Origin of the sequence: Streptomyces canus (genome assembly GCF_041435015.1) — a bacterium.
In the GTDB taxonomy this organism is placed as follows: domain Bacteria; phylum Actinomycetota; class Actinomycetes; order Streptomycetales; family Streptomycetaceae; genus Streptomyces; species Streptomyces canus_G.
On sequence record NZ_CP107989.1, the window covers coordinates 2,071,496 to 2,091,418 of the forward strand.

18 protein-coding genes and 1 pseudogene are annotated in these 19,923 nt (G+C 69.6%); 15 read left to right on the forward strand and 4 right to left on the reverse strand.

What is annotated here, in order from left to right:
* Positions 1-129 precede the first annotated feature (129 nt).
* On the reverse strand, positions 130-573 hold the full coding sequence (locus tag OG841_RS09385) for an SRPBCC family protein (protein WP_266557389.1): 444 nt from the start codon (positions 571-573) through the stop codon (positions 130-132).
* A gap of 134 nt (positions 574-707) precedes the next feature.
* On the opposite strand from OG841_RS09385, the gene OG841_RS09390 reads away from it, so the two are divergent.
* From OG841_RS09390 to OG841_RS09405, 4 genes are all read left to right on the forward strand, one after another.
* Entirely contained in the window at positions 708-1,745 is a 1,038-nt protein-coding gene (locus tag OG841_RS09390) for an Rv2578c family radical SAM protein (RefSeq protein ID WP_328641849.1), read from the forward strand.
* Positions 1,746-1,880: 135 nt separating this feature from the next.
* The gene (locus OG841_RS09395) at positions 1,881-3,458 is read left to right on the forward strand and encodes an alpha/beta hydrolase (protein WP_371564443.1); all 1,578 of its coding nucleotides are present in this window, start codon (positions 1,881-1,883) and stop codon (positions 3,456-3,458) included.
* 57 nt (positions 3,459-3,515) lie between these two features.
* Positions 3,516-3,914: a RidA family protein gene (locus tag OG841_RS09400; RefSeq protein WP_328641847.1), complete on the forward strand. Its 399-nt coding sequence runs from the start codon at positions 3,516-3,518 to the stop codon at positions 3,912-3,914.
* Between the two features lie 41 nt (positions 3,915-3,955).
* A complete protein-coding gene (locus OG841_RS09405; RefSeq protein ID WP_328641846.1) occupies positions 3,956-4,486 on the forward strand; it encodes a GNAT family N-acetyltransferase in 531 nt (176 codons plus the stop codon).
* Positions 4,487-4,777: 291 nt separating this feature from the next.
* Here the strand turns inward: OG841_RS09405 and OG841_RS09410 are convergent, their stop codons facing one another.
* On the reverse strand, positions 4,778-5,353 hold the full coding sequence (locus OG841_RS09410; RefSeq protein WP_328641845.1) for an adenylosuccinate lyase: 576 nt from the start codon (positions 5,351-5,353) through the stop codon (positions 4,778-4,780).
* Between the two features lie 377 nt (positions 5,354-5,730).
* On the opposite strand from OG841_RS09410, the gene OG841_RS09415 reads away from it, so the two are divergent.
* From OG841_RS09415 to OG841_RS09460, 10 genes are all read left to right on the forward strand, one after another.
* Positions 5,731-7,536, forward strand: coding sequence for a 3-hydroxyacyl-CoA dehydrogenase family protein (locus tag OG841_RS09415; protein ID WP_371564445.1), 1,806 nt, complete (start codon positions 5,731-5,733; stop codon positions 7,534-7,536).
* Between the two features lie 160 nt (positions 7,537-7,696).
* The gene (locus OG841_RS09420; protein ID WP_306974319.1) at positions 7,697-8,509 is read left to right on the forward strand and encodes a TetR family transcriptional regulator; all 813 of its coding nucleotides are present in this window, start codon (positions 7,697-7,699) and stop codon (positions 8,507-8,509) included.
* Positions 8,510-8,872: 363 nt separating this feature from the next.
* On the forward strand, positions 8,873-10,216 hold the full coding sequence (gene ccrA, locus OG841_RS09425) for a crotonyl-CoA carboxylase/reductase (RefSeq protein ID WP_328641843.1): 1,344 nt from the start codon (positions 8,873-8,875) through the stop codon (positions 10,214-10,216).
* Positions 10,217-10,233: 17 nt separating this feature from the next.
* Complete coding sequence (locus OG841_RS09430; protein WP_328641842.1) at positions 10,234-12,282, forward strand: protein meaA; 2,049 nt, start codon at positions 10,234-10,236, stop codon at positions 12,280-12,282.
* Entirely contained in the window at positions 12,279-13,238 is a 960-nt protein-coding gene (locus tag OG841_RS09435) for an HpcH/HpaI aldolase/citrate lyase family protein (protein WP_328641841.1), read from the forward strand. Before OG841_RS09430 ends, OG841_RS09435 begins: the two co-directional genes overlap by 4 nt.
* A gap of 15 nt (positions 13,239-13,253) precedes the next feature.
* Positions 13,254-13,760 (forward strand): MaoC family dehydratase, encoded by a 507-nt coding sequence (locus OG841_RS09440; RefSeq protein WP_266557409.1) that lies wholly within the window; start codon positions 13,254-13,256, stop codon positions 13,758-13,760.
* 5 nt (positions 13,761-13,765) lie between these two features.
* A complete protein-coding gene (locus tag OG841_RS09445; RefSeq protein WP_280865116.1) occupies positions 13,766-14,980 on the forward strand; it encodes an acyl-CoA dehydrogenase family protein in 1,215 nt (404 codons plus the stop codon).
* 170 nt (positions 14,981-15,150) lie between these two features.
* Complete coding sequence (locus OG841_RS09450; protein ID WP_037706416.1) at positions 15,151-15,807, forward strand: phosphatidylserine decarboxylase; 657 nt, start codon at positions 15,151-15,153, stop codon at positions 15,805-15,807.
* A 22-nt stretch (positions 15,808-15,829) separates the two neighbouring features.
* Positions 15,830-16,648 (forward strand): CDP-diacylglycerol--serine O-phosphatidyltransferase, encoded by an 819-nt coding sequence (pssA, locus tag OG841_RS09455; protein ID WP_057608271.1) that lies wholly within the window; start codon positions 15,830-15,832, stop codon positions 16,646-16,648.
* Positions 16,649-16,897: 249 nt separating this feature from the next.
* Complete coding sequence (locus tag OG841_RS09460) at positions 16,898-17,083, forward strand: hypothetical protein (protein ID WP_328643784.1); 186 nt, start codon at positions 16,898-16,900, stop codon at positions 17,081-17,083.
* Between the two features lie 68 nt (positions 17,084-17,151).
* On the opposite strand, the gene OG841_RS09465 is transcribed toward OG841_RS09460, so the two are convergent.
* Both OG841_RS09465 and OG841_RS09470 read right to left on the reverse strand, forming a co-directional pair.
* Positions 17,152-18,270: a glycerate kinase gene (locus OG841_RS09465; protein ID WP_328643700.1), complete on the reverse strand. Its 1,119-nt coding sequence runs from the start codon at positions 18,268-18,270 to the stop codon at positions 17,152-17,154.
* A 186-nt stretch (positions 18,271-18,456) separates the two neighbouring features.
* A pseudogene (locus tag OG841_RS09470) lies at positions 18,457-18,741 on the reverse strand (NAD(P)-dependent oxidoreductase); the annotation flags it as partial.
* 86 nt (positions 18,742-18,827) lie between these two features.
* On the opposite strand from OG841_RS09470, the gene OG841_RS09475 reads away from it, so the two are divergent.
* Positions 18,828-19,886, forward strand: coding sequence for an ADP-ribosylglycohydrolase family protein (locus tag OG841_RS09475; protein WP_371564451.1), 1,059 nt, complete (start codon positions 18,828-18,830; stop codon positions 19,884-19,886).
* The last annotated feature ends 37 nt before the right edge of the window (positions 19,887-19,923 follow it).

A 19,923-nucleotide genomic window follows, 5' to 3' on the forward strand; every position in this document is an offset into this window, starting at 1 on the left:
GCCTGCCACGCAATTCCCGCTTTAGGCGACAACTACGAACAAGCGCGACGAGTTACGGCATACCGGGAGGCCCTACGGAGATCCACTCGATCCGGTGACCGAGATCAACATCCGCCGAGCGCCGGGGACTTACTTCTCGACCTCGGTGGCGAGCCGGCCGAGGAGGGAGTCGTAGATCCGGCCGAGGCCCTTGGGCGCGAAGGTCTTCTCGAAGAAGCCGCCGATGCCGCCGGCACCGTCCCAGGTGGTGGTCACGACGACGCGGGACTTGCCCTCGCCGGCCGGGGTGACCCGCCAGGTGGTGACCATGGAGGAGTTACGGTCCTTCTCGACGAGCTCGCCGTCGGTGGGCTCGGTGACCTCCAGGAGGCAGTCGCGCACGCGCTTGCTGGTGGCCTGGAGCTTCCAGTGGACGAGGGTGCCCTCGCCGTCACCGCCCTCGCGCACCTCGTACTCGCTGAACTGCTCGGGCAGCACCTTCCCGCGCGTGCCGCTGTAGTCGGCGACGGCGTCGAACACCTTCTCCGCGTCCGCCGCGACGATCCGCTCCGTAGTGGCCTCGACCTGCGCCATCGACTTCCTCCAGGACTTCAAGTTCTCGGGGTCGGGGCAAGCCAACCACCCGCGCCCACGGGCGCCCAAATCGGGGTTGCGCAGAAATTCGAACAAGTGTTTCACTCGAGGGGCAGTGCTACCGAGGAGGCCTCATGCGCTGGGAGAACCTCACCGAGTCCGCCGAACACGGACGGGCCGACGCCGCCCTGTTCGGCGCCGACGCGGTGGTCAGCCGTACCTTCGACACGCCCGAGTTCGCCGGGATCACGTTCCACGAGATCCGGGCCCGCTCGATCATCAACCGGGTGCCGGGCGCCTCCCGCATGCCTTTCGAGTGGACGGTCAACCCCTACCGGGGCTGCACGCACGCGTGCGTCTACTGTTTCGCCCGCAAGACCCACAGCTATCTCGACCTGGACACCGGTCTCGGCTTCGACTCACAGATCGTGGTCAAGGTGAACGCCCCCGAGCTGCTGCGCCGCCAGCTGGGCTCGCGCCGCTGGGCGGGCGACCACATAGCGATGGGCACCAACGTCGACTGCTACCAGCGCGCGGAGGGCCGCTACCGCCTGATGCCGGGCATCCTCGCCGCCCTGCGCGATCACGCGAACCCCTTCTCGATCCTGACGAAGGGCACGCTGATCCTGCGGGACCTCGACCTCCTCACACAGGCCGCGGAGGTGACGGACGTCGGGATCTCCGTGTCGGTCGGCTTCACCGACCCCGAGCTGTGGCGCACCGTCGAGCCCGGCACCCCGGCTCCGGAGCGGCGCCTGGACGTCGTACGGACACTGGGCGAGCACGGGATCGGGTGCGGGGTGCTGATGGCGCCGGTGATCCCGTTCCTGAGCGACCAGCCGGCACAGTTGCGGGCCACGGTGCGCGCGATCGCCGCCGCGGGAGCCACGTCGGTCACCCCGCTGGTGCTGCATCTGCGGCCGGGCGCCAGGGAGTGGTTCATGGCCTGGCTGACCCGGGAGCACCCGTATCTGGTGCGCCGTTACGAGCGGCTCTACGCGGACGGCGCCTACGCTCCGAAGTGGTACCAGCGCCGGATCACCCGTCAGGTCCACGAGCTGGCCCAGGAGTACGGCATCGGTCCCGCGGGCGCGGGGATGCCGCGACGGATCCGGGAGCCGGAACCCGAGGTCGCGCCGATGTCCGAACCTACCCAACTCACGTTGATCTGAGAGCGTTCGAGCGCATCGGACGGCCCAATCGGGTCAAGTATTGTCAGAACACGTTCTTCCGGGCGTACTTTTCGGGACGATGCGGCGGGGACCGTGACCCTCGCGGCCCGAAACCCTCCGTCCTGGGAGGACTTCATGAGAAAACGCGCAGCCGTGCTGTGCGGTGCCGCGATCGTCGTGGCCGGGACGTTCACCGCCGTCCCCGCCGACGCCAGCGCCCCGCCCTCCGCACCCACCGCATCCGCCGCCGGACTCACCTGGAAGAAGTGCGGCACCGCCGACTACCCGACCCTTCAGTGCGCGTCCCTCAAGGTGCCGCTCGACCACGCGAACCCGCGCGGGCGGCAGATCACCCTCGCGCTGTCCCGGGTCCCCCACACCGCGAAGGAGTACCAGGGCCCACTGCTGGTCAACCCCGGCGGCCCCGGCGGCAGCGGTCTGACCTTCGCCGGATTCATCGCCTCCGGCCTGCCCAAGGCCGTCGCGGCACAGTACGACGTCATCGGCTTCGACCCGCGCGGGGTGGGCGCGAGCAAGCCCGCCCTGAACTGCAGGCCGGGCTACTTCAACCCGGTGCGCCCGGACTCCGTGCCGAGCACGCCCGCGATCGAGAAGGCCAACCTCGAGCGAGCGAAGTCCTTCGCCGCGGCCTGCGGCCGGAAGTACGCGAGCGTGCTGCCGTACATCAACACCATCAGCGCCGTGCAGGACATGGACTCCGTCCGCCGGGCCCTCGGCGCCAAGAGGATCAACTACTTCGGTTACTCGTACGGCACCTACCTGGGCGCGGTCTACGCCAAGCTCTTCCCGCACCAGGTGCGCCGACTGGTCCTGGACTCGATCGTGGACCCGACCGGGGTCTGGTACGACGACAACCTCGGCCAGGACTACGCGTTCAACGACCGGCACCGCGCGCTGATGGCCTGGATCGCCAAGTACGACGCGACGTACAAGCTGGGCACCGACCCCGAGAAGATCGAGGCCAAGTGGTACGCGATGCGGGCGGCCCTCGCCAAGAAGCCCGCGGGCGGCAAGGTCGGCGCCTCGGAGCTGGAGGACACCTACGTCCCGGGCGGCTACTACAACGGCTACTGGCCCTACCTGGCCGAGGCGTTCGCGGCGTACGTGAACAGCAAGAACGCCGACCCACTGATCGACGCGTACGAGGACTTCGGCGCCGTGGACGCGTCCGGGGACAACGGCTACAGCATCTACACGTCCGTCCAGTGCCGTGACGCCTCCTGGCCGCGTGACTGGAGGCAGTGGCAGAAGGACAACTGGGCCGTGTACGAGAAGGCCCCGTTCATGGCCTGGAGCAATGCCTGGTACAACGCACCGTGCGCGTTCTGGCCGACCGGCTCGCTGAAGCCGGTGAACATCGCCAACGGCAAGCTGCCGCCGGCGCTGCTCTTCCAGGCGACGAACGACGCGGCCACCCCGTACGAGGGCGGTGCGACGGTCCACCGCATGCTGGCCGGATCCAGCTTCGTCGTCGAGGAGGGCGGCGGAAACCACGGCATCACGCTGAGCGGGAACACCTGCCTGGACACGTACCTCGCCGCGTATCTGACCGACGGCAAGGTGCCGCGTGGCGGCGGCGAGGCCGACGCGGTCTGCCAGGCGCTGCCCGATCCGAAGCCGCTCACCGCCAAGGCGGCGTCCACGTCCTCGCGCGGTGCGGCGCTGCACCGGCTGCTCGGCGCCCGAAGCTGATCGCCTGACGCTCCGTCGGGGACGGGCGTTGTCAGTGCCGTGGTCCACCATGGACGCATGAGTGAGCTGACCAGGATTCCCGCCCCCGCCGGGCTCGCCCCCGCGGCCCAGTACTCCCACGTGGTGCTGGGCCGTGGCCGTTTCGTCGCACTCTCGGGCCAGGTGGCTCTCGACGAGGACGGCAAGCTCGTCGGCGAGGGCGATGCCGCGGCCCAGGCCCGTCAGGTCTTCGAGAACCTCCGCCGCTGCCTGACCGCCGCCGGAGCGACCTTCGACGACGTCGTCAAGCTCACCTACTTCGTCACGGACATGGCCCACATGCCGGCACTCCGGGCGGCCCGCTCCGAGCACATACCCGACGACCGGCTGCCGGCGGCCTCGGCCGTGCAGGTGGCGGCGCTGGTGCGGCCGGAGTTCCTGATGGAGGTGGAGGCGTTCGCGGTGGTGGGCGAATAAATCCGAGGCCGGAGCGGGTGGGTGGTGCCTAGGGTGCCGCCATGGACGACGACCGACTCCTCATCCGCCCGATGGTCCTCGCCGACTGCGACCGCGTGGCCGAGATCCGCGTCCGCGGCTGGCAGAGCGCGTACCGGGGCCTCATCCCGCAGTCGTACCTCGACGCCATGAGCGTGGCGCGGGACGCCGAGCGGCACCGCACGCGCTTCGGTCAGGGGGACGGCAGCGTCGTGAACCTCGTGGCCGAGTGGGACGGCGAGGTCGTGGGCTGGGCCTGTCACGGCCCGTACCGGGACGGCGAAGTCCGCACCGACGACGCCGAGTTGTACGCCGTCTACGTGGACCCGCGGAGATACGGCACCGGTATCGGACACGCCCTGCTGCTGGAGTCCCTGTGGAACCGCACGGCCGTGGGCCACGAGCGCATGTACCTGTGGGTCCTCGAGGACAACACCCGCGCGCGCCGCTTCTACGAACGGGCGGGCTTCGAGGCCGACGGCACCGAGGAGCCCTTCGAGGCGGACGGCGTCCCCGTACAGGAGGTGCGGTACGCCCGGACGCTCAACACCTGACCGCCCGCCGCCTGTGCGGTGCAGCGGGGCCGGCCGACCGGACGGGGGGCGCGGACGCCCTCGCCCGCATCCGTACCTCCGCCGTGCGGCGGGGCCCACGGCACGCACGCGTTGCCGGGCAGGGCGCTCACCGGCGCCGATCCGGCGACCTCGCCCGCGTCCGCGTCCGCACTTCACCGCTCTGCGGGCCGCGGCCGACGCCGACGCCGACGCCCGCCGCAGATGCCCGCCAACTCGCCGTCCACCACCCGGCCCCCGCGCCCGACAGCTCCCCGCACCCCGCCGGCCGGCTCACCGCTGCTTCGGGATCCGTGCCAGCGCCCGCACCGCCGCCTCCGCGAGCGTGGGATGCGCGAGCGCCTCGTTCAGTACGGGTCTGGCGCGGGTGTCCGCCAGGGTGCCCAGGCCCTCCACGCAGGCGAGCGCCACGCGGCGGTAGGGGTCGTGCGGGCGCAGCCGGCGTTCCAGCGTGGTGATCAGCGCCGGCACGGACTCGGGGGCGCGCAGCTCGGCCAGGAGCCGGACCGGGTGCAGGGCGTAGGCGACCCGCAGTTCGTTGGTGGCGAGGGCGGCGGCCGCGCGGGCCGTGCGCGGGTCGTCCAGACGGGCGAGGGCGTACGCGGCGGCGGCGCAGCGCGGCGGATCCCGGTGGTTGAGCAGCAGGACGAGGGACTCGAAGGCCCGGCGGTCCCCGGCCAGGCCGAGCCGGAACGCGGCGAGCTCCCGGGCCCACAGCGGCTGTCCGGGCTCGGTGAGCACCCCGGCCAGTTCGTCGAGGTCCTCGGTCGCCATCAGACGGTCGTAGGCGGCCGACGCTCCCGACTCCTGCCGTAAACGCTCCGTGAGCGATCGCAACTCTTCGTCCATGAACCCGAGGTTAGGCGGCCCGCCCGGAGCGCGGGACGTACATCACAAATCCGGGGGCTGGCGTGCTCGTTACCCACCGGTTAAGCTCAGACGAGCGAGTTACCCACTCGTGGAACTCCTTGCGGGGGCCTGGTGACGCAGCCGCCGCGAGAGCAGTCGGTTCGGTACCTCGGGTACCACCAGTACGACCCCGGCCTGGGACAGGGCCGGTCGGTTCCACCGTTCTCCGGGCATGTGCAAGGCCCGCGACGACGGCCCGGGCGTGTGCGCCAGCAGCCCGGCAACACCCGCATTCAGCAGTTCCTCACGCACCCGGTGCGCCCCTCGGCGTACCGGGTCGCGCTCCCAGTCGTCACCCTCATTCCTGGAGTTCCGCGATGGCCACTCCCCTGTCCGACCCCTCCCTGTCCCCGCTCAAGACGATCGCCGTCGTCGGCCTCGGCACCATGGGCACCGGCATCGCCGAGGTCCTCGCCAGGGCCGGCCGCGACGTCATCGGCATCGACATCAGCGAGGCCGCGGCCGCCAAGGCAGCCGCCACTCTGGAGACCTCGACCGCCCGTGCCGTGCAGCGCGGCCGGCTGACCGAGCAGGAGCGCGCGGACGTCCTCGCCCGTGTCCGCACCTCCACCGACCTCACCGCCGCGGCCGAAGCCGACCTCGTCATCGAGGTGGCTCCGGAGTCGTACGAGATCAAGCACCAGATCTTCCGCGAGCTCGACGGGATCGTGCGCCCCGAGACGATCCTCGCGACCGGCACCAACGCCCTGTCCGTGACCCGCCTGGCCGCCGACTCGGCCCGCCCGGAGCGCGTGCTGGGCCTGCACTTCTTCAACCCGGCGCCCGCGATGAAGCTGGTCGAGGTCGTCTCCTCGGTGCTCACCGCGCCGACGGCGGTCGCGGCGGTCACCAACCTCGCCCTGGACCTCGGCAAGGAACCTGTCGCGGTCGGCGACCGGCCCGGCTTCGTCGCGGACGGGCTGCTGTTCGGCTATCTCAACCAGGCGGCCGCGATGTACGAGGCGAAGTACGCCTCCCGCGAGGACATCGACGCGGCGATGCGGCTCGGCTGCGGTCTGCCGATGGGCCCCCTGGCGCTGCTGGACCTGATCGGCATCGACACCGCGCGGACGGTCCTGGAGGCCATGTACGCCGAGTCCCACGACCGGCTGCACGCCCCCGCCCCGGTTCTCAAGCAGCTCAGCGAGGCGGGTCTGACCGGACGCAAGTCGGGACGCGGCTTCTACACCTACGAGGCTCCGGGCAGCGCGACGGTCGTGCGGGACGCGCTGACGCCCCTGGAGGGCTCCGAGCGGAACCAGGGCCGCGAGGTCCGCTCCGTCGGTGTCGCGGGCTCCGGCACCATGGCGTCCGGTATCGCGGAGGTGTTCGCCAAGGCCGGTTACGAGGTCGTGCTCGCCGCCCGCAGCGAGGAGAAGGCGCAGACGGCGAAGGCCCGCATCGGCAAGTCGCTGTCCCGCTCCGTCGACAAGGGCCGGATGACCGCCGAGGCGGCCGCGCGGACCCTGGACCTGATCACCGCGGCGGGCTCGTACGAGTCCTTCGCGGACGTCGACCTGGCCGTCGAGGCCGTCGCCGAGGACCTGGAGATCAAGCAGCAGCTCTTCCAGACGCTGGACAAGGTCTGCAAGCCGGGCGCGGTCCTGGCCACCACGACCTCCTCGCTGCCCGTCGTCGCCTGCGCCCGCGCCACCTCGCGGCCGCAGGACGTGATCGGCATGCACTTCTTCAACCCGGCGCCCGCGATGAAGCTGGTCGAGGTCGTCCGTACGGTCCTGACGGCCGAGGACGTCCACGCGACGGTCCGCGAGGTCTGCGTCAAGATCAAGAAGCATGCGGTCGACTGCGGCGACCGTGCGGGCTTCATCGTGAACGCCCTGCTCTTCCCGTACCTCAACAACGCGATCAAGATGGTGCAGGAGCACTACGCGTCCCTCGACGACATCGACGCGGCGATGAAGCTGGGCGGCGGCTACCCGATGGGCCCCTTCGAGCTCCTGGACGTCGTCGGCCTGGACGTCTCGCTCGCGATCGAGAAGGTCCTGCACCGCGAGTTCCGCGACCCGGGACTGGCTCCGGCCCTGCTGCTGGAGCATCTGGTGGCAGCGGGCTGCCTCGGCCGCAAGACCGGCCGTGGCTTCCGCGAATATGCCCGGCGCTGAGCGTCCCGGCGACTGGTTCCGAGACGGTGAGGACTGGGGTGGGCTGCTCGACCCGGGCAGCCACCCCCCGCTGACGGGGTCCGGCGCCTGCCCGCCGGCCCCGGGCGGGACAACCCCGGGACACGCGCACCAACCTGCGCACATGCAGTACGTTCGGGTCATGTCCCAGCCCGCCAAGTCCTCCCGTACACCAGCCACGTCCGACGCGCCGGAAAGTGCCGCAGGCAGTCGTGCGGCCGCCCAGCGGCTCAAGATGCGCCGAGAACTGGCGGCCGCCGCGATGGAGCTGTTCTCCACCAAGGGGTACGAGGCAACCACTGTCGACGAGATCGCGGCCGCGGCCGGGGTCGCCCGTCGCACCTTCTTCCGCCACTTCCGCTCCAAGGAAGAGGCGATCTTCCCCGATCACGACGACACGCTGATCCGGGCGGAAGCCGTGCTGAACGCGGCCCCCGCGCACGAGCACCCGCTCGACACGGTGTGCCGCGGCATCAAGGAAGTCATGAAGATGTACGCGGCCCGGCCGGAGATCTCGGTCGCCCGCTACAAGCTGACGCGCGAGGTGCCGACGCTGCGCGAGGCGGAGATCGCGTCGGTGGCCCGCTATGAGCGGCTGTTCACGCGCTATCTGCTCGGGCACTTCGACGAGCACGCGCACGACGACGACGCGAACGACGACCCGCTGCTGGCGGAGGTCGCCGCGTCCGCCGTGGTCACCGCGCACAACCATGTGCTGCGCCGGTGGCTCCGGGCCGGGGGGCAAGGGGACGTGGAGGCGCAGTTGGACCACGCCTTCGCAATCGTGCGGAAGACCTTCGGGACGGGAATCGGGGCAGGTCGGGACACCGCGGCGCCGCGGCCGGCTCCGGCTTCCGTGGCCTCTCAGGGAGAGGTCCTGGTCACCGTCGCTCGCACGGACGCGCCGCTCGATGAAGTGATGCGGGCCATCGAGCAGGCGCTCAAGGAGCGCTGACGAGCGTGGGCGCGTCGAGTCCGGCGACCGATAGCGCCCGATTGATACCTACTCTCCAGTAGCTTTGATCGATCATCGCTCATTTGTTACGTAAAGATTTCACCTGAGGGCAATATCTGGCACTCAGTGCCTTGCATGGTGGCACGCGGTGTCTTACGTTGAAGGTGTCCGGGCGGCCGGCGTGCAGAGACCATACGTACGCCGGCTGTCCCAGCAAGTCATCGACCTGCCCGCCCGGACGCCTGCGTCACAGGCAACCTCCCGCGCCACAAAGCGCTGCCGAACAGCATGACCGCCGAACCGACGGCACCGACGTAACCCTCAGCGTCTCCCCTCAAGACGCCATTCGCCGGAGGCAACACCGTGACCGTGAAGGACATCCTGGACGCGATCCAGTCGCCGGACTCGACTCCGGCCGACTTCGCCGCTCTGCCGCTCCCCGAGTCGTACCGCGCCATCACCGTCCACAAGGACGAGACGGAGATGTTCGCGGGCCTGCAGACCCGCGACAAGGACCCGCGCAAGTCGATCCACCTCGACGACGTGCCGGTGCCCGAGCTGGGCCCGGGTGAGGCCCTGGTCGCCGTCATGGCATCGAGTGTCAACTACAACTCGGTGTGGACCTCGATCTTCGAGCCGCTGTCGACCTTCGGGTTCCTGGAGCGCTACGGCCGCACCAACGACCTGGCCAAGCGGCACGACCTGCCGTACCACATCATCGGCTCCGACCTCGCGGGCGTCGTCCTGCGCACCGGCCCGGGCGTCAACGCCTGGAAGCCCGGCGACGAGGTCGTCGCCCACTGTCTCTCGGTCGAGATGGAGTCCTCGGACGGCCACAACGACACGATGCTCGACCCCGAGCAGCGCATCTGGGGATTCGAGACCAACTTCGGCGGCCTCGCTGAGATCGCGCTGGTCAAGTCCAACCAGCTGATGCCGAAGCCGGACCACCTCAGCTGGGAGGAGGCCGCCGCCCCGGGGCTCGTGAACTCCACCGCCTACCGGCAGCTCGTCTCCCGCAACGGCGCCGGCATGAAGCAGGGCGACAACGTCCTGATCTGGGGCGCGAGCGGCGGACTCGGCTCGTACGCCACACAGTTCGCGCTGGCCGGAGGCGCCAACCCGATCTGTGTCGTGTCCTCACCGCAGAAGGCGGAGATCTGCCGGGCGATGGGCGCCGACGCGATCATCGACCGCAACGCCGAGGACTACAAGTTCTGGAAGGACGAGCAGACCCAGGACCCGAAGGAGTGGAAGCGCTTCGGCAAGCGCATCCGTGAACTCACCGGTGGCGAGGACATCGACATCGTCTTCGAGCACCCCGGCCGCGAGACCTTCGGCGCGAGTGTCTTCGTCACCCGCAAGGGCGGCACCATCACCACCTGCGCCTCGACCTCGGGCTACATGCACGAGTACGACAACCGCTACCTGTGGATGTCCCTGAAGCGGATCATCGGCTCGCACTTCGCCAACTACCGCGAGGCCTGGGAGGCCAACCGGCTCATCGCGAAGGGCAAGATCCACCCGACGCTGTCGAAGGTCTACTCCCTGGAGGAGACCGGCCAGGCGGCCTACGACGTGCACCGCAACCTCCACCAGGGCAAGGTCGGCGTGCTGTGCCTGGCCCCCGAGGCAGGTCTCGGCGTGCGCGACGAGGAGATGCGCGCCCAGCACATCGACGCCATCAACCGCTTCCGCAACATCTGAGACACCCGGGGTCATAGATGACTGAGCGTCAGTTTGCCGACGGCAAGCGGGAGAAGGACCGGCCGTGGCTCATGCGCACGTATGCCGGTCACTCCACGGCCGAGGCGTCCAACGAGCTGTACCGGCGCAACCTCGCCAAGGGCCAGACCGGCCTGTCGGTCGCGTTCGACCTGCCGACGCAGACCGGCTACGACTCCGACCACATCCTCGCCCGCGGCGAGGTCGGCCGGGTCGGCGTGCCGATCGCGCACCTGGGTGACATGCGCCGGCTGTTCCAGGACATCCCCCTGGAGCAGATGAACACCTCGATGACGATCAACGCCACCGCCATGTGGCTGCTGGCGCTCTACCAGGTCGTCGCCGAGGAGCAGGGCGCGGACATCACCCAGCTCCAGGGCACGACCCAGAACGACATCGTCAAGGAGTACCTGTCCCGCGGGACGCACGTCTTCCCGCCGGGGCCGAGCCTCCGTCTGACGACCGACATGATCGCGTACACGGTCTCCCACATCCCGAAGTGGAACCCGATCAACATCTGCAGCTACCACCTGCAGGAGGCGGGCGCCACACCGGTCCAGGAGATCGCGTACGCGATGTCGACGGCGATCGCGGTCCTGGACGCCGTCCGGGACTCCGGCCAGGTGCCGCAGGAGCGCATGGGCGATGTCGTCGGCCGTATCTCCTTCTTCGTGAACGCGGGCGTCCGGTTCATCGAGGAGATGTGCAAGATGCGCGCCTTCGGCCGTATCTGGGACAAGGTCACGCGGGAGCGCTACGGCATCGAGAACCCCAAGCACCGGCGCTTCCGGTACGGCGTCCAGGTCAACTCCCTCGGGCTGACCGAGGCGCAGCCGGAGAACAACGTCCAGCGGATCGTCCTCGAGATGCTGGCCGTGACCCTCTCGAAGGACGCACGCGCGCGTGCCGTCCAGCTGCCGGCCTGGAACGAGGCCCTCGGTCTCCCCCGGCCCTGGGACCAGCAGTGGTCGCTGCGGATGCAGCAGGTGCTGGCGTACGAGAGCGACCTGCTGGAGTACGCGGACATCTTCGAGGGCTCGCACGTCGTCGAGGCGAAGGTCTCCACGCTCGTCGAGGACTCCCTCGCGGAGATCGAGCGGATCCAGGAGATGGGCGGCGCGATGGCCGCCGTCGAGTCGGGCTATCTGAAGTCGCAGCTCGTCTCCTCGCACGCCGAGCGCCGGGCTCGTATCGAGTCCGGGCAGGAGAAGATCATCGGCGTCAACATCTTCGAGACGACCGAGCCGAACCCGCTGACGGCCGACCTGGACACCGCGATCCAGACGGTGGACCCGGCCGTCGAGGCCCGGGTCATCTCGGGGCTCCAGCACTGGCGCGACACCCGCTACCAGCCGCCCTTCAACCACCCGCGCCCCTGCAAGGCGCTGGAGAAGCTGAAGGAGGCCGCCAAGGGCACCGCCAACCTCATGGAGGCCACCCTGGAGTGCGCCCGCGCCGGGGTCACGACCGGCGAGTGGGCCGGCGCGCTGCGCGAGGTGTTCGGCGAGTTCCGCGCCCCGACCGGCGTGTCGTCGGCACCGGTGGCGGTCCCGGCGGAGGAGGGCTCGGCCATGGCCGACGTCCGCCGCAGGGTCGACCTGACCGCGAAGGACCTGGGCGTCGGAAAGCTGCGCTTCCTGGTCGGCAAGCCGGGCCTGGACGGGCACTCCAACGGCGCCGAGCAGATAGCCGTACGCGCGCGGGACGCCGGCTTCGAGGTCGTGTACCAGGGCATCCGGCTGACGCCCGAGCAGATCGTGGACGCGGCCCTCGCCGAGGACGTGCACGCGGTCGGCCTGTCGATCCTGTCCGGCTCGCACGCGCAGCTGGTGCCGGACGTACTCGAGAGGCTGCATGTGGCAGGCGCCACAGATGTACCTGTCATCGCCGGTGGGATCATCCCCAATGGAGACGCCGAACAGCTCAGGGCTGCCGGCGTGGCCGCGGTCTTCACCCCGAAGGACTTCGACATCACCGGCATCATCGGCCGCATCGTCGACGAGATCCGGAAAGCGAACAAGCTCGACCCCCTGGAGGTCCCCGCATGACCGTCAACCGTCTGCGTCCCCGCCGCTCGTGTCTCGCGGTGCCGGGAAGCAACCCCCGCTTCCTGGAGAAGGCGCAGGGCCTCCCGGCGGACCAGGTCTTCCTCGACCTGGAGGACGCGTGCGCGCCGCTCGCCAAGCCCGAGGCGCGGCACACCATCGTCAAGTTCCTCAACGAGGGCGACTGGACCGGTAAGACGAGGGTCGTGCGCGTCAACGACTGGACGACCGAGTGGACGTACCGCGACGTCGTCACGGTCGTCGAGGGCGCCGGCCAGAACCTCGACTGCATCATGCTGCCGAAGGTGCAGACGGCCGAGCAGGTCGTCGCGCTCGACCTCCTGCTGACCCAGATCGAGAAGACCATGGGCTTCGAGGTCGGCAAGATCGGCATCGAGGCGCAGATCGAGAACGCGCAGGGCCTCAACAACGTCAACGAGATCGCGACGGCGTCCCCGCGCGTCGAGACGATCATCTTCGGCCCGGCCGACTTCATGGCGTCGATCAACATGAAGTCGCTGGTCGTGGGTGAGCAGCCGCCCGGCTACCCGGCGGACGCCTACCACTACATCCTGATGAAGATCCTGATGGCCGCCCGCGCCAACAACCTCCAGGCGATCGACGGCCCCTACCTCCAGATCCGCAACCTCGACGGCTACCGCGAGGTCGCCCAGCGCGCCGCGGCCCTCGGTTTCGACGGCAAGTGGGTGCTGCACCCGGGCCAGGTGGAGGCGTCCAACGAGATCTTCTCGCCCTCCCAGGAGGACTACGACCACGCCGAGCTGATCCTGGACGCGTACGACTACTACACGTCCGAAGCGGGCGGCAAGAAGGGCTCGGCGATGCTCGGCGACGAGATGATCGACGAGGCCAGCCGCAAGATGGCGCTGGTCATCTCCGGCAAGGGCCGTGCGGCCGGCATGCAGCGCACGTCCAAGTTCGAGACCCCCGACAACTAAGGAGCGCTGAGCGCGATGCAGTTCGGACGCACCTACGAGGAGTTCGAGGTCGGGGCGGTCTACAAGCACTGGCCCGGGAAGACGGTCACGGAGTACGACGACCATCTCTTCTGTCTCCTGACCATGAATCACCACCCGCTCCACATGGACAGCAATTACGCGGAGAAGACGACCGACTTCGGCAAGAACGTCGTGGTCGGGAACTACATCTACTCCCTGCTGCTCGGCATGTCGGTACCGGACGTCTCCGGCAAGGCGATCGCCAACCTGGAGATCGAGTCGCTCAGGCACGTGGCGCCGACCTTCCACGGCGACACGCTCTACGGCGAGACGACCGTGCTCGACAAGTGGCCGTCCAAGTCGAAGAACGACCGCGGGATCGTCCACGTCGAGACCAAGGGCTACAAGCAGGACGGCACGCTGGTCTGCGTGTTCCGCCGCAAGGTCATGGTGCCCACCGAGACCTACATCAAGGAGCGCGGCGGCGAGCAGCCCGGCCGCCCGGAACTTCAGGAGGGCTGACCCCCATGGCACGCCTCGCCCAGACCGCCGGTCTGACCGACATCCAGCAGGAGATCCTCTCCACCGTCCGCGACTTCGTGGACAAGGAGATCATCCCGGTCGCGACCGAGCTGGAGCACCGCGACGAGTACCCGCAGCAGATCGTCGACGGGCTCAAGGAGTTGGGCCTGTTCGGGCTGATGATCCCCGAGGAGTACGGCGGTCTGGGCGAGTCCCTCCTGACGTACGCGCTGTGCGTGGAGGAGATCGCCCGCGGCTGGATGTCGGTCTCCGGCATCATCAACACCCACTTCATCGTGGCGTACATGCTCAAGCAGCACGGCACTCAGGAGCAGAAGGACCACTTCCTGCCGAGGATGGCGGCCGGCGACATCCGCGGCGCCTTCTCGATGTCGGAGCCGGCGCTCGGTTCGGACGTGTCCGCCATCACGTCCAAGGCGGTCAAGGACGGCGACGAGTACGTCCTGAACGGTCAGAAGATGTGGCTGACGAACGGCGGAACGTCAAGTCTGGTCGCCGTTCTCGTCCGAAGTGATGAAGGACACTCCCCCGAAGAGGCGGCCGCCAAGCCCCACAAGTCGATGACGACCTTCCTGATCGAGAAGGAGCCCGGGTTCGGAGAGGTCCGTCCCGGCCTCACCATCCCCGGGAAGATCGACAAGATGGGCTACAAGGGTGTCGACACCACCGAGATGATCATGGATGGCCTGCGACTTCCGGCCAACCGTGTACTCGGCGGCGCCACCGGCCGAGGTTTTTACCAAATGATGGACGGAGTCGAGGTAGGCCGCGTGAACGTGGCGGCGCGTGGCTGCGGCGTCGCTCAGCGTGCCTTCGAGCTGGGCGTCTCGTACGCCCAGCAGCGTCACACGTTCGGCAAGCCGATCGCTCAGCACCAGGCGATTCAGTTCAAGCTGGCCGAGATGGCTACCAAGGTCGAGGCCGCGCATGCGATGATGGTCAACGCGGCACGCAAAAAGGACTCCGGTGAGCGAAACGACCTTGAGGCAGGGATGGCGAAGTACCTCGCCTCCGAGTACTGCAAGGAGGTCGTGGAGGACGCCTTCCGGATCCACGGCGGCTACGGCTTCTCCAAGGAGTACGAGATCGAGCGCCTCTACCGTGAGGCTCCGATGCTGCTGATCGGTGAAGGTACCGCCGAGATCCAGAAAATGATCATCGGTCGCAGGCTGCTCGAAGAGTATCGGTTCCAGGGCTAGATGTCCGGATACGGGGTGTTTTCTTGGAGAAGAAGATCACACCCCGTCAAGGCGGTTCAGCCGCCGACTCGGCTTCCTGGCTTGCCCAGTTGTGGCCCACGACCGGTACGATCCCGGAAAGCCGCCGTCCCCCGTCTAGTGCGCGGCATCATCCGCTACGAAGGTCATCCATGCCCCACAGCCAAACCTCTGCACCTCGCGACAGCCTGGCAGGCGTACGCCTCGCGCGCGGAGCATCGCCGTGGCTCCTCCCGACCGTCGCCACCGCAGCACTGAGCCTGGTACGCGCGCGCAAGTCCGGCGCCGCCAAGGCCGTCGCCGTGCCCGCCACCGCGCTGGCGGCGGGCATGCTGTGGTTCTTCCGCGACCCCGAGCGCGAGATCGCCCCGGGCCGGGTCATCTCGCCCGCCGACGGTGTGGTGCAGAGCATCATGCCGTGGAAGGACGGTCGCACCCGGGTCGCGATCTTCATGAGCCCGCTCAACGTCCACGTCAACCGCGCGCCGCTCTCCGGCACGGTGACCTCGGTCGAGCACATCCCCGGCGGGTTCGTTCCAGCGTTCAACAAGGAGAGCGAGAACAACGAGCGCGTCGTCTGGCACTTCGACACCGAACTCGGTGACATCGAGATGATCCAGATCGCCGGCGCGGTGGCCCGTCGCATCGTCCCCTACATCCCGCAGGGCACGAAGGTCGAGCAGGGCGACCGCATCGGTCTGATCCGCTTCGGCTCGCGCGTCGACATCTACCTGCCGGAGGGCGTGGAGGTCGCGGTCGAGGTCGGCCAGAAGACGGTGGCTGGGGTGACTCGCATTGACCGTGATTGATCCTGAGACCCAGGCGGGCTGGGTGCCCGAGGCCGACGAGGTCGACGACGAGGAGGAGATGCCTCTTTCTCTCCGCCTCTCAATAGCGGACACCCTCACCCTCGGCAACGCCACGTGCGGCTTCATGGCGGTCTACTTCACGACCACCGGCATCCTGATCCCGCACCTGACCGACAGCCAGGAGACCGGCATGGCGCGCAACAGCGCGGCCACCGCGGTCATCCTGATGCTCTGCGCGGCGGTCTTCGACCTGTTCGACGGCCTGGTGGCGCGCAAGCTGCGCTCGTCGCCGATGGGCGCGGAGCTGGACAACCTCTCGGACCTGATCAGCTTCGGTCTGGCCCCGGCGTACTTCGTGCTCGTCTACGGCATGGTGGCGGACGACGCGTCCCAGCGGGTGGCGGCGGTGGGCGCCGTCGTGGTGCTGCTGGCGGTGGTACTGAGGCTCGCGAGATTCTCCTGTGTGACGGTGAAGGACGGCACCTTCCAGGGCATGCCCTCGCCGTTCGGCGCGCTGACCGTGGTCTCGATCGTCCTGCTGGAGCTCCCCTTCGTGGCGACGCTCCTGGCGATCCTGGGCACCGCCTGGCTGATGGTGAGCCGGGTCGAGTACCCGAAGCCGCGGGGCCGCCTCGCGGTCGCGATGCTCTCCTGGATCGTCCTCGGGATGGGCCTCCTCGCGGCCTGGGCGTTCGGCGCCCCGGGCGGCCAGCTCCTCCTCCAGACGGGCTGCGCCCTCCAGCTGGTCATGGGTGCGGTGATCCCCCTGTTCGCCACGGCCCGCCGGGTGAACAACTTCCGCGGCAACCGGCGCGAGGCCCGCGCGGCCCAGCTGCCGTAGGCTCCGCCGTATCGCTTCCGAGGGGCCCGAACCGTTGACGGTTCGGGCCCCTCACCGTTGCGGCCACCGCTACCTGTACGGCGCTGGGCCCGGGCTTTTCCAACCCGCTCCTCAGGCCTCCGGTGTGTACGCCTCCGCCACCTCTGATGACCCCGCCCGTCACGCTCCGGTCCGGCTGGAGGATCACGCTCTCGCGGGAGGACTGGGCTTTGGGGTCGGTGAAGTTCTGGGCGACGCCGAAGCCGACGCGTGGAGTCGATCGACAACAGGGGGCGCGCCGGGCGGCTCGCCGAGCCGGCGCTGCGCACCTGTCCGCCGGACGGCACCGCGGTCGTGCGCCTTGATCAGCGGATGCCGACCGGGCTGATGGTGAGCCGGCCGACCGGCTGGTGTCGGCCGCTGGGCGGCTGTACTGCCACCACAACACGGTCATGACGTCGGCGCTGGACGCGTACCGATGGTCGGGGCCACGTCAGTGACCCGCGAGGGGCGGATCGTGCGGGTCAGACCAGGAAGTCCCGGCCGATCTGTTCCGCCACGTCCTCCAGGATCGGCCCCGCCTCGGTGATGCACCGCTGGATGTCGGGCTCGGCGTCGGTGAGCGGGTAGACGCGGCGGATGCCCGCCCGGCCGAGGGCCTCCGGGGGCAGCGCGAGGCGGCCGCACACGGCGACGACCTCCTTGCCCTTGGCGCGGGCCGCCGCGGCGACGCCCGCCGGGGCCTTGCCGTGCAGGGTCTGCTCGTCGAGCGAGCCCTCGCCGGTGATCACCAGGTCCGCCCACTCCAGCGCGGGCGCGAAGCCCAGGACATCGAGCATGACCTCGATGCCGGGGCGGAACCGGGCGCCGAGGAGGAGGGCACCGTAGCCGATGCCGCCGGCCGCGCCCGCACCCGGCGAGGCGGCGTACCCGGCGGCCTTCGCACCCACGGCCTCCTCCAGCACCTTCGCGTAGTGGGCGAGGGCGCTGTCCAGGGCCTCGACGTCGTCCGGGGAGGCGCCCTTCTGCGGGCCGTAGACCGCGGGGGCGCCCTTGGGGCCGGTCAGCGGGTTGTCGACGTCGCTGGCCAGGATGAACTCGACGGACGCGAACCGCGGATCCAGGCCCGACAGGTCGGCCGAGGCGAGATCGGCGAGGCCTCCGCCGCCGGGGGCCACGGGCTCGCCGTCGGCGTCCAGGAAGCGGGCGCCGAGCGCGGAGAGCATGCCGGCACCGCCGTCGGTGGTGGCGCTGCCGCCGACCCCGAACACGATGGTGCGGGCGCCGGCGTCCAGCGCGGCGCGCAGAAGCTCTCCGGAGCCGTACGTCGACGCCGTGAGCGGGGCGAAGACGCCTGCGGGCAGCCGCTGCAGGCCGCTGGCCTCGGCCATCTCCACGACGGCGGTGTCCCCGCGGACCGCGAAGGCGGCGGTGACCTCCTGTCCGAGGGGCCCGGCGACCGGCACGTCCCGGCGCTCGAAACCGGCCGCGACGGCCGCGGCGACGGTTCCGTCACCGCCGTCGGCGACGGGCAGCGCCTCGACCTCCAGGCCCGGCACGACCCGGCGCAGCCCGGCCGTCACCCGCTCGGCGACCTGCACGGCCGTGAGCGAGCCCTTGAACTTGTCCGCGGCGATGAGCACGCGCAGTGTCACGTTTTCCCCTTGCTCTCCGGGCCTCGCGCACGTCAAGGCCAGTCGCGCCGCTGCGACCTTAACCGGAGACGCCCCCCGACGTCATGCACCGCCCGGTCCCTGAGAAGGCCCCGCCAACGCTCTGTCGCCGGCCGCGGTCATGAGCTCCGTGCTTCCCGCGCGTTCCGCGTCCGGTCACCGCGGCTCTCGGATGCTGTCGACGACGCGGGTCCAGTTGTCGCTGCCGTGTCCGTTCTCGATCGCGCGTCGGTAATGGGCCCGCACGGCCAGGGGGAGCGCGAGGTCGAGGCCCAGGGATCTGCTGGTCTCGACGATGTGGTCGGACGTCGCACCCATGATGGTGACCGTGCTGAGGTCCCCGGGATGCTCACCGGCTTCCAGCGCGGCACCGAGCGTCTCCTCCCCGGCCCTCAGGGCGGCGCCGATCGAGTCGGCGAAGAAGAGCAACTCCGGCCGGGCGTGAACCGGTCCCGCGGCCGGAGCGACGACACCACCACCTCGGCGGGGGGACTGAGCGGCTCTCCGGAATCGGGTACACCGGAGCTATGACCCCTGTGGGCACCGAACCAGAGCTCGCCGACCGCATCCTCGGGGGCTGGCTCGGCCGGATCGCGGGCAACATGCTCGGCAAGCCGGTCGAGCAGGGCGACCTGTGGACGCGGGACCGGATCGACCGCTATCTCCGGCAGGCCGCCGCCCTGCCCCTGACCGACTACCTTCCCGAGCCCGTCGGCGAGAGCGACGGTTTCGAGCTGCGGCCCGAGTGGCGTGAGTGCGTGCGCGGCCGCATCCATGGCAGCTGCCGCGACGACGACGTCGACTACGCCATCCTCGGCCTCGACCTCCTGGAGACCCACGGCTTCGGCTTCAGCACCGAACAGGTGGGCGATCTGTGGCTGCTGAGGCTGCCGTATCTGCAGACGTTCACCGCCGAGCGGGCCGCCTATCGCAACCTCGCCAACGGGCTGAAACCGCCGCTGACGGCGACGTACGACAACCCCTGCCAGGAGTGGATCGGCGCCCTCATCCGTGCCGACATCTACGGATGGACCTGCCCCGGTGCCCCGCGTCGCGCCGCCGCCCTGGCCCGCCGGGACGCGGTGCTCTCGCACACCGGCAACGGTGTGCAGCTGGTGGTGAGCGAGTTGGTCACCAACGCCCGCAAATGCGCGCCCGGCCCGTGTCTGCTGGACCTGGAGATCAGCAAGGGTGCCGTCCAGATCAGCGTGTGGGACAGCGACACCACCCTCCCGTCGGTCCAGGGCGCCGACCCGGACCGGATCGGCCAACACGGCCTGGAGATCGTCATGGCGGTGTCCCAGACCTTCTGCGTCCACCGAGCGCCCGTGGGCAAGAAGATCACCTTGGTGTCGCCTTGGCAGCGAAAGCCGGCGCAGCGGCTGGTAGGAGGCCGACGACCGCTATCGCGGCGGCCGCCAGCGCGAGAGACGGGTGTGCTCTACGTCTCGGTCTCAAGGATTCCCCTAGGTCCGAAAGAGAATGTGCCAGGGCAAAACTCCGCAGCCATGCCGGTAGGTGTGACACTGGTTCAGCGGCGGAGAGCTTGTGTGGGCTGGATACGTGCGGCTCGCCGGGCCGGATAGTGGTCGGCGAGAGGGCCAGTGAGCGACCCGATGGCTG

Coding starts and splice junctions, on each gene's coding strand:
- OG841_RS09385 (WP_266557389.1), bottom strand. CDS start 573: ATGGCGCAGGTCGAGGCCACTACGGAGCGGATCGTCGCGGCGGACGCG.
- OG841_RS09390 (WP_328641849.1), top strand. CDS start 708: ATGCGCTGGGAGAACCTCACCGAGTCCGCCGAACACGGACGGGCCGAC.
- OG841_RS09395 (WP_371564443.1), top strand. CDS start 1,881: ATGAGAAAACGCGCAGCCGTGCTGTGCGGTGCCGCGATCGTCGTGGCC.
- OG841_RS09400 (WP_328641847.1), top strand. CDS start 3,516: ATGAGTGAGCTGACCAGGATTCCCGCCCCCGCCGGGCTCGCCCCCGCG.
- OG841_RS09405 (WP_328641846.1), top strand. CDS start 3,956: ATGGACGACGACCGACTCCTCATCCGCCCGATGGTCCTCGCCGACTGC.
- OG841_RS09410 (WP_328641845.1), bottom strand. CDS start 5,353: ATGGACGAAGAGTTGCGATCGCTCACGGAGCGTTTACGGCAGGAGTCG.
- OG841_RS09415 (WP_371564445.1), top strand. CDS start 5,731: ATGGCCACTCCCCTGTCCGACCCCTCCCTGTCCCCGCTCAAGACGATC.
- OG841_RS09420 (WP_306974319.1), top strand. CDS start 7,697: ATGTCCCAGCCCGCCAAGTCCTCCCGTACACCAGCCACGTCCGACGCG.
- OG841_RS09430 (WP_328641842.1), top strand. CDS start 10,234: ATGACTGAGCGTCAGTTTGCCGACGGCAAGCGGGAGAAGGACCGGCCG.
- OG841_RS09435 (WP_328641841.1), top strand. CDS start 12,279: ATGACCGTCAACCGTCTGCGTCCCCGCCGCTCGTGTCTCGCGGTGCCG.
- OG841_RS09440 (WP_266557409.1), top strand. CDS start 13,254: ATGCAGTTCGGACGCACCTACGAGGAGTTCGAGGTCGGGGCGGTCTAC.
- OG841_RS09445 (WP_280865116.1), top strand. CDS start 13,766: ATGGCACGCCTCGCCCAGACCGCCGGTCTGACCGACATCCAGCAGGAG.
- OG841_RS09450 (WP_037706416.1), top strand. CDS start 15,151: ATGCCCCACAGCCAAACCTCTGCACCTCGCGACAGCCTGGCAGGCGTA.
- OG841_RS09475 (WP_371564451.1), top strand. CDS start 18,828: ATGACCCCTGTGGGCACCGAACCAGAGCTCGCCGACCGCATCCTCGGG.